At 60.2% G+C, this 13793-nt stretch carries 14 protein-coding genes; 10 read left to right on the forward strand and 4 right to left on the reverse strand.

The annotated features are described in order from the left end of the window. Positions 1-30: 30 nt before the first annotated feature. The 3 genes from phaZ to C9383_RS17085 all read left to right on the forward strand — a co-directional run bounded on the left by phaZ (position 31) and on the right by C9383_RS17085 (position 3296). Complete coding sequence (gene phaZ / locus C9383_RS17075) at positions 31-876, forward strand: poly(3-hydroxyalkanoate) depolymerase (protein ID WP_060754547.1); 846 nt, start codon at positions 31-33, stop codon at positions 874-876. 89 nt (positions 877-965) lie between these two features. Next, positions 966-2648 (forward strand): class II poly(R)-hydroxyalkanoic acid synthase, encoded by a 1683-nt coding sequence (gene phaC / locus C9383_RS17080; RefSeq protein WP_090367288.1) that lies wholly within the window; start codon positions 966-968, stop codon positions 2646-2648. Between the two features lie 27 nt (positions 2649-2675). Further along, a complete protein-coding gene (locus C9383_RS17085; RefSeq protein ID WP_060754549.1) occupies positions 2676-3296 on the forward strand; it encodes a TetR/AcrR family transcriptional regulator in 621 nt (206 codons plus the stop codon). 17 nt (positions 3297-3313) lie between these two features. Here the strand turns inward: C9383_RS17085 and C9383_RS17090 are convergent, their stop codons facing one another. Next, positions 3314-3976 carry a response regulator transcription factor gene (locus tag C9383_RS17090; protein ID WP_090372263.1) on the reverse strand — a complete coding sequence of 221 codons (663 nt, stop codon included), beginning with the start codon at positions 3974-3976 and terminating at the stop codon, positions 3314-3316. Positions 3977-4347: 371 nt separating this feature from the next. Here C9383_RS17090 and C9383_RS17095 point away from each other — a divergent pair, with 371 nt between their 5' ends. The 7 genes from C9383_RS17095 (at position 4348) to C9383_RS17125 (ending at position 11860) form a co-directional block, all read left to right on the forward strand. Next, positions 4348-4929: a fimbrial protein gene (locus C9383_RS17095; protein WP_090367290.1), complete on the forward strand. Its 582-nt coding sequence runs from the start codon at positions 4348-4350 to the stop codon at positions 4927-4929. A gap of 80 nt (positions 4930-5009) precedes the next feature. After that, entirely contained in the window at positions 5010-5786 is a 777-nt protein-coding gene (locus C9383_RS17100) for a fimbrial biogenesis chaperone (protein ID WP_090367293.1), read from the forward strand. A gap of 8 nt (positions 5787-5794) precedes the next feature. After that, positions 5795-6562: a fimbrial biogenesis chaperone gene (locus C9383_RS17105; protein WP_162843518.1), complete on the forward strand. Its 768-nt coding sequence runs from the start codon at positions 5795-5797 to the stop codon at positions 6560-6562. Between the two features lie 138 nt (positions 6563-6700). Further along, the gene (locus C9383_RS17110) at positions 6701-9268 is read left to right on the forward strand and encodes a fimbria/pilus outer membrane usher protein (protein WP_090367296.1); all 2568 of its coding nucleotides are present in this window, start codon (positions 6701-6703) and stop codon (positions 9266-9268) included. A 56-nt stretch (positions 9269-9324) separates the two neighbouring features. After that, positions 9325-10266: a fimbrial protein gene (locus C9383_RS17115; RefSeq protein ID WP_090367298.1), complete on the forward strand. Its 942-nt coding sequence runs from the start codon at positions 9325-9327 to the stop codon at positions 10264-10266. A gap of 18 nt (positions 10267-10284) precedes the next feature. Continuing rightward, the gene (locus C9383_RS17120) at positions 10285-10812 is read left to right on the forward strand and encodes a fimbrial protein (protein ID WP_060754555.1); all 528 of its coding nucleotides are present in this window, start codon (positions 10285-10287) and stop codon (positions 10810-10812) included. A 91-nt stretch (positions 10813-10903) separates the two neighbouring features. Beyond that, the gene (locus C9383_RS17125) at positions 10904-11860 is read left to right on the forward strand and encodes a fimbrial protein (protein WP_090367300.1); all 957 of its coding nucleotides are present in this window, start codon (positions 10904-10906) and stop codon (positions 11858-11860) included. A 68-nt stretch (positions 11861-11928) separates the two neighbouring features. Here C9383_RS17125 and C9383_RS17130 read toward each other — a convergent pair whose 3' ends face one another. The 3 genes from C9383_RS17130 to C9383_RS17140 form a co-directional block, all read right to left on the reverse strand. Continuing rightward, on the reverse strand, positions 11929-12864 hold the full coding sequence (locus C9383_RS17130; RefSeq protein WP_090367302.1) for a phasin family protein: 936 nt from the start codon (positions 12862-12864) through the stop codon (positions 11929-11931). A 12-nt stretch (positions 12865-12876) separates the two neighbouring features. After that, positions 12877-13299: a phasin family protein gene (locus C9383_RS17135; RefSeq protein ID WP_090367304.1), complete on the reverse strand. Its 423-nt coding sequence runs from the start codon at positions 13297-13299 to the stop codon at positions 12877-12879. A gap of 104 nt (positions 13300-13403) precedes the next feature. Further along, on the reverse strand, positions 13404-13679 hold the full coding sequence (locus C9383_RS17140) for a polyhydroxyalkanoic acid system family protein (protein ID WP_090367306.1): 276 nt from the start codon (positions 13677-13679) through the stop codon (positions 13404-13406). Positions 13680-13793: the final 114 nt, after the last annotated feature.

Raw genomic sequence — 13793 nt, forward strand, 5'->3', positions numbered from 1 at the left:
TCCAGAGACACCACTTCACAGGGCTTGAGCATGCCGCAACCGTTCATCTTCCGTACCATCGACCTGGACGGCCAGACCATCCGCACGGCGGTACGCCCGGGCAAGCCTCACTTGACGCCGCTGCTGATCTTCAATGGCATCGGCGCCAACCTCGAGCTGGTGTTTCCGTTCGCCCAGGCGCTGGACCCGGACCTGGAAGTGATCGCCTTCGACGTGCCTGGAGTGGGAGGGTCTTCGACGCCCAGCGTGCCCTATCGCTTTCCCGGCCTGGCCAAGCTCACCGCACGAATGCTCGATTACCTCGACTATGGCCAGGTCAATGTGGTGGGTGTGTCCTGGGGTGGGGCGCTGGCGCAGCAATTTGCCTACGACTACCCGGAGCGCTGCAAGAAACTGATCCTGGCGGCCACGGCGGCGGGTGCGGTCATGGTACCGGGTAAGCCAAAAGTGTTGTGGCTGATGGCCAGCCCGCGCCGTTACATCCAGCCATCCCACGTAGTACGCATCGCGCCAATGATTTATGGCGGTTCATTCCGTCGCGACGCCAAACTCGCCGCCGAACATGCCAGCAAAGTGCGCTCGGCCGGCAAACTGGGTTACTACTGGCAGCTGTTCGCCGGCCTGGGTTGGACCAGCATCCATTGGCTGCACAAGATCCGCCAACCGACCCTGGTACTGGCGGGGGACGACGACCCGCTGATCCCGCTGGTCAATATGCGCCTGCTGGCCTGGCGCATCCCCAACGCCCAGTTGCACATCATCGATGACGGCCATCTGTTCCTGATCACTCGGGCCGAAGCCGTGGCGCCCATCATCATGAAGTTTCTCGAGGAGGAGCGCCTGCGCGCGGTGATTCACCCGCGCCCCGCGGTGTAAGGACCACACCGCCGCGCAACTTCCCAGGAACCGACTATGGTTCTGAATTGGCGTGCCTGCTTGATGACTTGACCAAGGAGTGTTGGCTCATGCGAGAAAGACCCGTGTCGAACCCGGCGCCCACCCCCGCTGCGTTCATTAACGCGCAAAATGCGATCACCGGTCTCAGGGGACGAGACCTGCTGTCGACCTTGCGCAGCGTGGCGGCCCACAGCTTGCGCAACCCGCTGCATACCGCCCGTCATGCCCTGGCATTGGGTGGCCAGTTGGGGCGCGTGCTGCTGGGCGAAACCGTGCACGAGCCCAACCCCAACGACAGCCGCTTCATCGACCCCACCTGGAAGCTCAACCCGCTCTACCGGCGCAGCCTGCAAGCCTACCTGAGCTGGCAACAGCAGACGCGCCACTGGATCGATGACAGCCACCTGAGTGCCGATGACCGCGCCCGCGCGCACTTTGCCTTTTCCTTGATCAATGACGCCGTTTCACCCTCCAACACCCTGCTCAACCCACTGGCCGTCAAGGAACTGCTGAACTCCGGAGGCAACAGTGTGGTGCGCGGTGTGAGCAACCTGTTCGAAGACCTGCTGCACAACAATGGCCTGCCGCGCCAGGTGAGCAAGCACGCCTTCGAAGTGGGCAAGACGGTGGCCACTACGCCGGGCTCGGTGGTGTTTCGCAACGAGCTGCTGGAGCTGATCCAGTACAAGCCCTTGAGCGAAAAACAGTACGCCAGGCCGCTGTTGATCGTGCCGCCGCAAATCAACAAGTACTACATCTTCGACTTGAGCCCCGGCAACAGCTTTGTGCAGTACGCCCTGAAGAACGGTTTGCAGACGTTCATGATCAGCTGGCGCAACCCGGATGTGCGCCATCGCGAATGGGGCCTGTCGACCTACGTGGCGGCCGTGGAGGAAGCGCTCAATGTGTGCCGGGCAATCACCGGGGCCCGAGAGGTCAACCTGATGGGTGCCTGCGCCGGTGGCCTGACCATTGCCGCCCTGCAAGGCCACTTGCAGGCCAAGCGCCAGCTACGGCGCGTCTCCAGCGCCACTTACCTGGTCAGCCTGCTCGACAGCCAGATCGACAGCCCCGCTACCCTGTTTGTCGATGAGCAAACCCTGGAGGCCGCCAAACGTCACTCCTATCAACAGGGCGTGCTGGACGGTCGTGACATGGCCAAGGTGTTCGCCTGGATGCGCCCCAACGATCTGATCTGGAACTACTGGATCAACAACTACCTGCTGGGCAAGGAACCACCGGCCTTCGACATCCTGTACTGGAACAACGACAACACGCGCCTGCCTGCCGCGCTGCACGGCGACCTGCTGGACTTCTTCAAGCACAACCCGTTGAGCCACCCCGGCGGCCTGGAAGTATGTGGCACGCCGATCGATTTACAGAAGGTCACGGTGGACAGCTTCAGCGTGGCCGGGATCAACGACCACATCACCCCCTGGGACGCGGTGTATCGCTCGACTCAATTGCTGGGCGGCGAGCGACGCTTCGTGCTGTCCAACAGCGGGCATATCCAGAGCATCCTCAACCCGCCGGGCAACCCCAAGGCCAACTACGTCGAGAACGCCAAGCTGAGCAGCGACCCACGCGCCTGGTATTACGACGCCAACCACGTCGAAGGCAGTTGGTGGCCGCAATGGCTGGAGTGGATTACGCAGCGTTCGGGCGTGCAACGCGAAACCCTCACGGCCCTGGGCAACCAGAACTACCCACCGATGGAAGCGGCGCCGGGCACTTATGTGCGGGTGCGCTGAGCTCTACGAACTCATTAAGAAGACTGGATGAAGACCCGCGACCGTATCCTTGAATGTGCCCTGCAATTGTTCAACCGCAAGGGCGAGCCCAACGTGTCGACCATGGAGGTGGCCAATGAAATGGGGATCAGCCCCGGCAACCTCTACTACCACTTCCACGGCAAGGAGCCGCTGGTGCTCGGGCTGTTCGAGCGCTTTCAGTGTGAGCTGGCGCCGCTGCTCGACCCACCCGCGAATGCGCAACTGGAGGCCGAAGATTACTGGTTGTTCCTGCACCTGATCGTCGAGCGCATGGCGCACTACCGCTTTCTGTTCCAGGACCTGTCGAACCTCGCCGGGCGCCTGCCGAAACTGGCCAAGGGCATTCGCAGCCTGCTTACGGCACTCAAGCGCACCCTGGCTTCACTGCTGGCACGGTTGAAAGCGGCGGGACAGTTGGTCAGCAGTACCCAGGCGCTGGGCCAGTTGGTGGAACAAATCACCCTGACCCTGTTGTTTTCCCTGGATTACCAGCGAGTTCTCGATCGCGAAGGTGAAGTGCAGGTGGTGGTCTACCAGATCATGATGCTGGTGGCGCCACACTTGTTGGCACCGGCCCGCCAGGCGACGGAACAGTTCGCTCTGCGCTATCTGGACAACCCGGGTTAAGGCTGGGCAGCCACGGCCTATCCTGGCTTGCCAAACTGTTGAGTGAACTTGAAAAGTTCGCTATCGGTCTTGATGCCCAATTTCCGATAGGCCGATTGTTTTTGCGTACTGATAGTACTGGCGCTGCGCGAAAACTTTGCCGCAATTGAACTCACCGACATGCCATCGAGAAAGCAACGCAGCACCTCCTGTTCTTTGGGTGTGAGGCTGGCGTTAGTCGGGAGCGAACCGCCCCCGCCCAGCGTTGATGGTATATCGCCCCCCTCAAGGATAAGTTGGGCGCCTTGCTGTTCCGGCAACATACAGGGCTGCAGGTAAATTCGCCCTTGGGCGACTGTTCGAATCGCTGCAATCAACTCCGTCAACTTCTGGGTTTTGCCCAATACTCCCCAACTTCCGGCCTTCAACGTCATTAACACCGTTGCCGGTGTGTAGTGGGATGACAAGACGATGGGTTTGCACTGCTTGAAACGTCGGCTCAGGGTCTGGATCAGGCTGAGGCCATCGATGTCTGAAGGCCCCAGGATAAAATCCATCACCACCACATCAGCAGGCCGCCGGGCAAGCGCCTCCAATAATTCCTTGCCTGTGCCGAAGGAACCGATGACCTCAAGGTCGACTTCCTTGCTCAGGCCCAGCTCGATCCCCTGCCTAACCATCTCATGATCATCAAGCAACATGATGGTGTACGTACTGGAAGTTGATGTAGGCATCGAAAAACCCGATCTTGTGAGTACTGCTCATTACAAAAACTCGCCGGTCATTATGATCACGGTATATCCCAGCCGCACCGCAGGTTCAATCAATAACAATAATAAGGATTTCTCTTACATTCCCAACTTACAGCGCAATCTTACAAGTTGCCGTCAATACAACTATTTGGATTCTAAATACAAAATTTCGAACAATCACGAGGCCAATATCGTTACTTCTCTATAGGCAGCATCGACGGTTCCGGCCGATTATTTGTAGGCCTCGCCAACTTGGAGCGTTTTTAAACAAAGCCCAAGTGTGCGAGGCCAATCCCAGATAATTCATGCTTGGAAATACTATGAAATTCAACGCTCTCTCTTCCGCTGCAACTGCCCTTGCATTGGCTGCCGCCGTATCGCAAACCGCCTACGCCGCCAATGACGGCACCATCAATTTCACCGGACTGGTGAACGACACGACGTGCACCATCGAAGGCGCGGCGCCGGGTACCGGTGCCGTGGTCAAGGACGTGAACCTGGGGGGTGTTTCCGCTGCACGCCTGGCGCGACCGGGTGATCGCGCCAACCTGACCGGCTTCACCATCCGTATTGGCGCCCCCGGCGAAGGCAGTTGCACCAACGGCCGCACCGCCATGGTTGCGTTCGACCCCACCAGCCCGGCCATTGACGTGGCGACCGGGCGCTTGAACATCGATGGCTACGACAACCCTGAAGACTCCGCCAACGCCAAGAACGTACAGGTTGAAGTGACCAACCGTAATGGCACGCCCATTAACGTTTACACCGAAAAATCGGAGGGCGTCGTCATCGCGGATAACCAGGCCGTCATCCCGCTGGCCGCGCAAATGTACGCCACCGCCCCGGCCACCGAAGGTACGGTCAAGACGCGCGTCGGCTTTATGGTCGTTTACGCCGATTAAGGAGCCGGCAGGCCAAGTAGGTAACGGACTTGCAGCGCCCCTGCAGGTCCCTCCCTGGATTCGAAGAGACGTTGGACACTATGAAAACAATGGCTCGCCTCGCGCTGGCCACCTGTGCTGTTGGATGGTTATCGCTCCAAGCGACTCCCGCCCATGCAGGGGTGATTATTTATGGCACTCGCGTGATCTTCCCCGCCGAACAGCAGGAGGTCGTCGTGCGCCTGGAGAACAAAGGCGATCGTCCGGCGCTGGTGCAAACCTGGCTGGACACGGGCGATCTGCGCTCGACACCGGCGACGGCACAAACACCGTTTACCCTGTCACCACCGATCTTCCGCATTGAGCCTCATCAACAGCAGGCATTGCGCCTGCGCTACTCCGGCGACACACCGCCCACCGACCGCGAAAGCCTGTACTGGCTGAACGTGCTGGAAGTGCCCCCGGTGAGCGCCGGTGCCGAACAAAACAACCAGATCGAACTGGCCTTCCGTACTCGCCTGCGCGTGTTCCTGCGCCCCCAATCATTACCCTATCCGGTGGGCAGTGCCCCGGCAAAACTGCAGTGGAAGCTGGTAGCCCGGGACCAGGGCTATGCGCTGCAAGCGACCAACCCGACGCCGTACCATATTTCCCTGACCACCGTTGACTTGCTCAGCGAGGGTAAACGCTTCAGCAAAGCGCCGAACCAGGCAGCCAACGATGGCCTGCTGCTGCCGGCCGGAGACGTGAAACTGTTTGCACTGCCGCAACTGCATGAGCGTCCCCGTGGCGCCTCCAAGGTCGAGTTCACCACCGTCAGCGACTTCGGTGCCCGAGTACGTCACTCGGCAAACCTTGCCCCTTCAACTACCCGATGACTCACCCCATGAACCTAACCTCTATTTCACAGCGGCTCTTGCAGCTCATGGTATTGGCATTCGCACTGCTGGGCACCGCCCTCGCGCACGCCAGCGTTGTCATCAACAACACGCGGATCATCTACCCGCAGAACGACAAAGAGGTGACGGTCAGGCTTGAAAGCAAAAACCAGGCACCGGTGTTGATTCAGGCCTGGCTGGACAGCGGCGACGAACACTCCACGCCGGACCTTGCCGGCATCCCCTTTATCGCCACGCCGCCGATCTTCCGCATGGAACCCGGAAAGCAACAGGTTCTGCGCCTGGCCTACACCGGCGAAAGCTTGTCGGCGAAACAGGAAAGCCTGTTCTGGTTCAACCTGCTGGAAGTACCCGCACAAACACGGGACGCCCAGCAGGGCAACCAGCTGCAGCTCGCCTTCCGGTCGCGGATCAAGCTGTTTTTCCGCCCGCCGAACCTGCCTTATGGCGTCGACGCTGCGCCGGGCAAACTGCAATGGCGGCGCGAATCCACCGAGCAGGGCCAGGTTCTGGAAGTCTACAACCCCACCCCTTATCACGTGACGTTCGAGGAGATTGAAGTGCTGGAGTCAAACCTGCGTCATGCACGCAAGGCCTCGACATCCGGCGCCGAGAACATGGTGGCCCCTGGCGCTCGCAATCGCTTTGAAGTGCCCAGTCTCAAGTCAGCACCGGGCCACGCAACAACCGTGGAATTCCAGACGCTCGACGACTTTGGGGTAAAGACCTCTCATCGCGCCAAGCTCCTGATGTGAGCGACGAAGCCTGCCGAGCACCGTAGCCGCCCGACCCGCTCCTCACCTCACTGAACACACCCGTTTGATGCCCATTTTTCAGGGCAGGGCTTCCCCTTGCCCGAATTCGGACAGCACCTTTTTTTGGAAATGGTAAAGATGAGTTTGAACACGCCTGTCAGCGCAAGACCCAGGTCCCTGACACGTCATTGGTTGACGCACACGGCGCGTTGCCTGTTACTGCTGAGCGGTGCCCAAGCCCTCAACGCCCACGCGGTCGAGAATGTCGAGTTCAACCCGGCCTTCTTTCCGGATGGCGTGGGCGGCCAGCAAGTTGATATTTCAAAATTCAGCCAGGGCAACGTTGTACTCCCCGGCAGCTACCGCAGCGACGTCTACCTCAACGGCCAGTGGATAGGCCGTGAAACCCTGGCCTTCATCGCGGTCAAGGGCCAGGACTCTGCGCATATGTGCCTGGAGCGAGACGCGCTGCTCAGGTTTGGCATCGACCTGGACGCGCCGCAGAAGCAACCGGCCGAGGCCGGTCAGGCGCCCACCCCGACATTTGCTCGCTGTGCCGACATTTCCGCCTACCTGCCGGGCAGCACCAGCCAATTCGATTCGGGCGAAAACCGCCTGACGCTGCAGGTACCACAGATCTACCTGGCGCGTAAGGCGCGTGGCTATGTTGACCCCAAGCATTGGGACAGTGGGGTCGATGCGGCCTTTGCGCGCTACAACGCCAACACCTTTGCCACCCGCACCAACGGTCGCTCACTCAACTCCCATTACCTGGGCCTGAACACCGGGCTCAACCTGGGTGACTGGCACTGGCGTCACAACGGCAGCTTCAGCCAGACCGACACCGCCTCGGGCTATCAAAGCAGCAGCACCTATGTGCAACGCGAACTCAACCCTCTGCGTTCACAACTGATGCTGGGCGAGATCTACACCCCGGGCGAGCTGTTCGACAGTGTGCGCCTGCGCGGTGCCAGCCTGTTCAGCGATGACCGCATGCTGCCGGACTCCATGACCGGTTTTGCACCGGTGGTGCGCGGCATCGCCCAGACCAACGCCCGGGTCACGGTGCGCCAGCGCGGCGTGCTGCTCGATGAGGTGTCTGTCGCTCCCGGCCCATTCGTCCTCAACGACCTGTTCCCCACCGGTTATGGCGGCGATCTGACCGTCACGGTGACCGAAGCCGACGGCCGTCAGCGCGAATTCATCGTGCCCTTTGCCGCCAATGCCAACCTGCTGCGCGCGGGCCACACCCGCTACTCGCTGAGTGTCGGCGTGCTGGATGAAATCGGCCTGCGCCATCCACCGACCCTGGCCCAGGCCACCTACCAGAACGGGCTCAACAACCTGCTCACCGCCTACATGGGCGCGGTCGTCAGCGAGGACTATCTGTCGCAGTTGTTGGGCGCAGCGTTCAACACGCCGGTTGGCGCACTGTCGCTTGACCTGACCACGTCGAGAGCCGCCCTGCCGGGCCATGAACCGCGTGGCGGACAAAGCTTGCAGTTACGCTACAGCAAGAATTTCACCGACACCGGAACGCACTTTGCCCTCGGCGCCTACCGTTACTCCACCGAAGGCTTCCTGAGCATCGCCGACGCGGCACGGGTGCGTGACCTCGCCATCGACGGGCGCAGCCTGGACAACCTGTCGCGCCTGCGCGACAGGATGGACATCAGCCTTAACCAGAGCCTGGGCAACGGCTCGGTGTACCTCACCGGTTCCTCGCAAAACTACTGGAACCGCGCCAGCGGCAACCTGACCTTTACCGCCGGTTACACCAATAGCTGGAAGGGCCTGCACTACACCGTCAGTGCCCAGCGCACCAAGGATTTGCTGAGTGACAGGGTCGACAAGCAACTGGAACTGACCGTGAGCCTGCCACTGGGCAGCGACCCTCGCTCACCGACCTTGACCACGACAGCCTTTCGCGGCAATCAAAGCAGCGGCGAACGCGTGAACCTTGGCGGCACACTGGGCGAGCGCAGCGAATTCACCTACGGCGTGGGAGGCAGCCGCACCCAAGGCAGCGGTAACTCCGTGACCGCCGACGTGAAGTACCAGGCCAGCCACGGCGTGCTGTCCGCAGGTTATGGCCAGAGCAACACCTACCGCGCCATGTCACTGGGCATGACCGGTGGCGTCGTCGCCCACGCAGACGGCGTGACCTTCGCTCCGGAGCTGGGCGACACCATCGGCATCGTCCAGGCGCCGGACGCCCAGGGAGCGCGAATCAACGGCAACCATGGCGCCCAGGTCGGCAAGCAGGGTTTTGCCGTGGTGCCCCACCTCACGCCCTATCGCCAGAACGTGGTCGAGCTGGACCCCAAGGACCTGTCGGTCGACGTGGAACTCAAGACCGCCGCGCAAAACGTAGCGCCCCGTGCAGGCTCGGTGGTGAAGCTGCAGTTCGACACAGTCAGCGGCCAAGCCGTGCTGATCACAGCGTTGCGAGAGGATGGCAGCCTGCTGCCGTTCGGCTCGGATGTGTTCGATGAAGACGGTGCCAGCGTGGGGATCGTCGGCCAGGGCGGCAAGGCGTTTGTACGCGTAGCGCGTGACCAGGGGCTGTTGACCGTCAAGTGGGGTAGCCGTGACGACGCGTCTTGCCGGCTGCAATACGGCCTGGACAAGGCAACGGGAGGGAGCGCCACCCAGCGGTTGCGCCATCTGGATGCCGGCACTTGCACGGCCAATACAAGCGGTTGATCCGGCGAGCGCGCATATCGCGCCCAAACGCTCTATTTCCGAGGACGGGACTGACGATGAAACACCCTACCCTGCTGGTTTCGACACTGCTGGCCCTTGGCATACCGGTCGCCGCCCAGGCGAGGTGTGACCGATTCCAGAACGATACGTTTACCTTGAACCTGCCGGCGACCATCACCGTGCCGGACAGCCTGCCGGTTGGCAGCGTCATCACTCGCGTGGCTTTCAACGGTACGGCACCCGACTACTTTGCCGAGTGCAGCGTTGCCACCCATAGCGGGGTCTGGGGTCGATATACCCGGCTGCAACACCCGGGGACTGACGCTTACCACACCGAAGTTGCAGGGGTAGGCCTGCGTATCACGATGACCTGGGCCGGCGGCGGAGGCCCGGCAGCCTTTGCACTTTATGACCAAGGCTACCAACAGGTGTACGGGAAGATCCCCAGCTTCACCTCAGCGGAGGCCACCTTCTACAAAATCGGCGCGGTGACCACCGGGACGATCCCCAGCGGACGGTTCTGGGAAAAGCACTGGGTCATCAGTCCAGAGCGGTTTCAACTGCAACTCGCCAGCCCGGTCCGCTTCGTCAGGCCTGCGGCCACTTGCGACCTGGCAGCCGGCGACGTCAACCGCACCATCACGCTCCCGTCCATCCAAGTCAGTGCCTTGAAAGACGAGGTCTACGCCGGCGCACAGAACTTCGACCTGACAGCCAACTGCACCGATGCAGGCAACGTCACGTTCAGTATCACCGGCACTCCCGCCCCCGGGAACGACTTGCTGTTCGCCAACACCGGCACCGCCGCGGGTATAGCGCTGTGGCTGTACTCACGCATCAACGGCGTCCCACAGACCCTTAGCAACCATGGCACGCGCACGCTGGTGGTTACCGGCAATCGCGCAATCCTGCCGCTCGGTGCGGCTTACCACAAAAACGGCACGGTCAGTTCGGGCACGCTCGCCAGTACTGCCACCGTCAACATCACCTACAACTGAAATAACAAGGACTACCTGATGAGCTTTCGAACCCTGCCCATAGCACTGGCAATCACCGCAAGCCTGGCTGCCAATGCCGCACACGCCGCGACCACGGGCACCCTCAACTTCCGGGGCCAGGTCAACGCCGGTACCTGCAACCTCGCCGCTGGCGATGTGAACCGCACCATTACCCTGCCAACGGTCAAAATATCTGACTTTGATTCGGTCAATTTCACAGGAGCGCACAACTTTGAAATTTCCGCCGACTGCGAATCGGACATTCGCAACGTAGTTTTCCTGTTTGCCGGCACCGTTTCCGCCGGCAACGGGCTGTTGTTTGCCAACACCGGCACTTCAGCCGGGACGGCTTTGTGGCTTGCACACCGCGCCGCCCCCCACACCACAATCCCTGCCAACGGCACTCCCGCCCAACGCAGCCGAACGATACCGACCAGCGGCAACAAGGCGGTTCTGCCACTTCAGGTCGCCTATCACAAAACCGGTGTGCCAATTACCCAAGGCACCCTGGTCAGCGCCGTGACGGTGTCCATCACTTACAACTGACGAAGGTCTGGCATCCCTCCAACCTTGATCACGGCACTGCGTGAACTGTGGACCACCAGTGCCGACGGCTATTTCGTCACGAGAACAGAAGATGAAGCACGGTTTCAAATCTCTTTGCGTATTGCTGGGCCTCGGTTTGCCAGTCGCCGCCCAGGCGGCCTGCGATCGCTACCCCAACACGCAACACAGTGTGACCTTTCCCAGTACCATTACCGTGCCGGAAAGCCTTGGCATCGGCCAACTGATCACCAGCCAGACATTTGCAGGGCCCTACCCGACGTTTTATATGAATTGCCACTCGCCGACCCCGACGTTTCTCACAGGGCGGTTCACGTCCGCAATCTCGGCGCCGGGAGGGCTCATTTATCACACGAATGTTCCTGGCATCGGCATGCGCGTCATGGTCACGCTGACCTCCGGCGCGCCCTATTCCGCCAAGCTCATGACCGAAAGCCTTGTCTCGGCTCCTGGAAGGATTCTATGGGGGGCTACCCGGCTGGTTGCGCAGTTTTACAAGCTGGGGCCGGTGACAACCGGCACTTTGCCTAGCGGTGAAATCCAGCATAACAACTGGGATGGAGGCAGAGGCCATTACCGGATGATCCTCAATACCTCCATACGCTTCGTCAATCCCGCGTCTACCTGCGACCTGGCCGTTGGCGATGTGAATCGCACGATAATCTTGCCCACCGTCAGGGTTTCCGACTTCAACCACGCCAACTCCACCGGAGTGCATCCCTTCGAACTGACCGCCCACTGCGAACCTGGGATCAGGAATGTGAGCTTCCTGTTCTCGGGTACGCCGTCAACCGGGAACGGCGCGCTGTTCGCCAATACGGGAACCTCAAGAGGAACGGCGCTCTCGCTGTCCCACCGCAACGTCGCGTACATTCCCGCCAATGGGTCTGCGGCCCAACGCACCCGCCAGATCCCGACAAGCGGCGCGAGAGCGGTGTTACCCATGAACGCGGAGTATCACAAAACCGGGGCCGCGATCACTCCAGGAACCCTGGTCAGTACCGCGATCGTTTCCATCGCTTACGACTGATGAAGTTTGAACGCGCATAAAAAAATGCCCGACCTTTTCAGGCCGGGCATTTTCAGGTCCCGGTAAAATCAGGACTGACTGGATGGCGTCGGCGTGGCCGGCGTTGCAGTCGTAGTTGTAGCAGCAGACGCCGGCGCGGAAACCGAGTTGGCGGTGGAGGCGGTTGACGCAGGTGCCGTGGCAGGCTTGGCCGCGACTGCCGGCTTGGGCGCTGCTGGTTTCTTCGCTACGGCCGGCTTTTTAGCGGCGGCGGGTTTGGCCGCCGGCTTGGCAGCGGGTTTGACGGCTGCCGGTTTGGCGGCAGGTTTGGCGGCAGCGGTTTTAGTCGCGGGCTTGGCAGCCGGTTTTGCGGCAGGCTTGGCAGCGGCTTTAGCGGCAGGCTTGGCAGCGGCTTTAGCGGCCACGGGCTTGGCGGCAGGCTTGGCGGCTGGTTTTGCCGCGGCGGTTTTGGCAGCGGGTTTGGCCGCTGCTTTTGCCGGGGCCTTGGCGGCAGGTTTGGCGGCGGCTTTTGCCAGAGGCTTGGCGGCCGTTTTCGCCGCAGGCTTGGCCGCTGCAGTTTTAGCGACAGGCTTGGCAGCCGGTTTGGCGGCTGCGGTTTTCGCCGGAGCCACTTTCGCGCCGGTGAGTTTTTCGATTTGCTTGGTCAGGGTATCGACCTTGCTGTGCAGCGTCTTCAGTTCTGCTTTGCTGGGTACACCCAGCCGAGAAATGGCACTGTTCAGACGCTTGTCGAACGTTTCTTCCAACTTGCCCCAAGTATCAGAAATACTGGACTTGGCGGAACCGGCAGTGGCCTTGGCCGCCTCGACTTTCTTACCTACGGTGGTCTTGGTCAACTTCTCGGCCTTCTCGCCGTCTTTAACCAGGGTCTCGAAGTATTTACCGCCGTCACTGCTAACCTTCGAGTACACGCCTAAACCAGCAAGCCAGATCTTACGGGAATATTTTTCAACCTCCCCGATCCACGAGCTGCCTTCTTTCTGAGTTTTCTTTTGAACAGCCATCCCGTTGTCTCCTTAATGTTTACGCGCGACACGTTCGAGCAATGCCGTCAGCTCTTCGAGCTTAGCAGAGAGTGTCTCAACGTCATGTTTAGACGCAATGCCAATCCGATTCAAGGCACTTGCAACACGCGTGTCAAAGGCTTTTTCAACTTTATCCAGTTGAACTTCGACCAGGCCTTTGACGCTGGAGACATTACTCTTTACTTGGTCAATCTGACTGTTGGCAGCATCAAGTTGTTCAACCACAACTTTTTTGCCTTTACTTTCAACATGTTGACCGGTCTTAACCAGCTCTTTGAAGTACTCGCCGCCCTCGCTGCCGACCTTGGCATACGCACCAAGACCTGCCAGCCAGATCTTGCGGGCATAGCTTTTAACGTCACTCAGGGCAGTGGACTGTACGTCGTTTTTTTTCTTCAAAATAACTTTGGCCATGGTGCACCTCACGCAAAATAGGGTGGAGGAACAGCCCACAGGAGTTGAGGGCCTGGGCACAAAGTAGGGAGAAAAATTAGAATCGGCACCCTAAGCGCGGTGAATCAAGCCAGCGCCTTATCCAGCGCCTTCTCGATTTCGGACTTGATAGTGCCACTCATGGCGGACATCAACAGGCCCAGTTCCACATCAATGCGCAGCGATTCATCGGCCACTAATACAGTGCCTTTAACCCCCGAGCGCTTGAGGTTCAAGGTATCGCCGGACCATGAAGGTTCCAGGCCATATTGCTCCTTGAGCTTGTGCGCCAACTTCTCGGCCTTCGCCCGCGCGCCCTCTTTACCCAAGGTGTGTGTACGTTCAACGGTAATACGGGCCATTGCAATGACTCCTCTTTATAGCGAGTGGAACACCTGCCATGCGGCAAAAGGTCTCGGTGACCGCCTATCTTACCTTCAGCCTTGCCAAGACAAAGCAGGTCATGGGGATTATCA

Source organism: Pseudomonas palleroniana (assembly GCF_003031675.1).
GTDB lineage: Bacteria > Pseudomonadota > Gammaproteobacteria > Pseudomonadales > Pseudomonadaceae > Aquipseudomonas > Aquipseudomonas palleroniana.

What these genes read in the sequence shown, in the direction of transcription:
- phaZ (WP_060754547.1), top strand. Translation starts at nt 31, where the DNA reads ATGCCGCAACCGTTCATCTTCCGTACCATCGACCTGGACGGCCAGACC.
- phaC (WP_090367288.1), top strand. Translation starts at nt 966, where the DNA reads ATGCGAGAAAGACCCGTGTCGAACCCGGCGCCCACCCCCGCTGCGTTC.
- C9383_RS17085 (WP_060754549.1), top strand. Translation starts at nt 2,676, where the DNA reads ATGAAGACCCGCGACCGTATCCTTGAATGTGCCCTGCAATTGTTCAAC.
- C9383_RS17090 (WP_090372263.1), bottom strand. Translation starts at nt 3,976, where the DNA reads ATGTTGCTTGATGATCATGAGATGGTTAGGCAGGGGATCGAGCTGGGC.
- C9383_RS17095 (WP_090367290.1), top strand. Translation starts at nt 4,348, where the DNA reads ATGAAATTCAACGCTCTCTCTTCCGCTGCAACTGCCCTTGCATTGGCT.
- C9383_RS17100 (WP_090367293.1), top strand. Translation starts at nt 5,010, where the DNA reads ATGAAAACAATGGCTCGCCTCGCGCTGGCCACCTGTGCTGTTGGATGG.
- C9383_RS17105 (WP_162843518.1), top strand. Translation starts at nt 5,795, where the DNA reads ATGAACCTAACCTCTATTTCACAGCGGCTCTTGCAGCTCATGGTATTG.
- C9383_RS17110 (WP_090367296.1), top strand. Translation starts at nt 6,701, where the DNA reads ATGAGTTTGAACACGCCTGTCAGCGCAAGACCCAGGTCCCTGACACGT.
- C9383_RS17115 (WP_090367298.1), top strand. Translation starts at nt 9,325, where the DNA reads ATGAAACACCCTACCCTGCTGGTTTCGACACTGCTGGCCCTTGGCATA.
- C9383_RS17120 (WP_060754555.1), top strand. Translation starts at nt 10,285, where the DNA reads ATGAGCTTTCGAACCCTGCCCATAGCACTGGCAATCACCGCAAGCCTG.
- C9383_RS17125 (WP_090367300.1), top strand. Translation starts at nt 10,904, where the DNA reads ATGAAGCACGGTTTCAAATCTCTTTGCGTATTGCTGGGCCTCGGTTTG.
- C9383_RS17130 (WP_090367302.1), bottom strand. Translation starts at nt 12,864, where the DNA reads ATGGCTGTTCAAAAGAAAACTCAGAAAGAAGGCAGCTCGTGGATCGGG.
- C9383_RS17135 (WP_090367304.1), bottom strand. Translation starts at nt 13,299, where the DNA reads ATGGCCAAAGTTATTTTGAAGAAAAAAAACGACGTACAGTCCACTGCC.
- C9383_RS17140 (WP_090367306.1), bottom strand. Translation starts at nt 13,679, where the DNA reads ATGGCCCGTATTACCGTTGAACGTACACACACCTTGGGTAAAGAGGGC.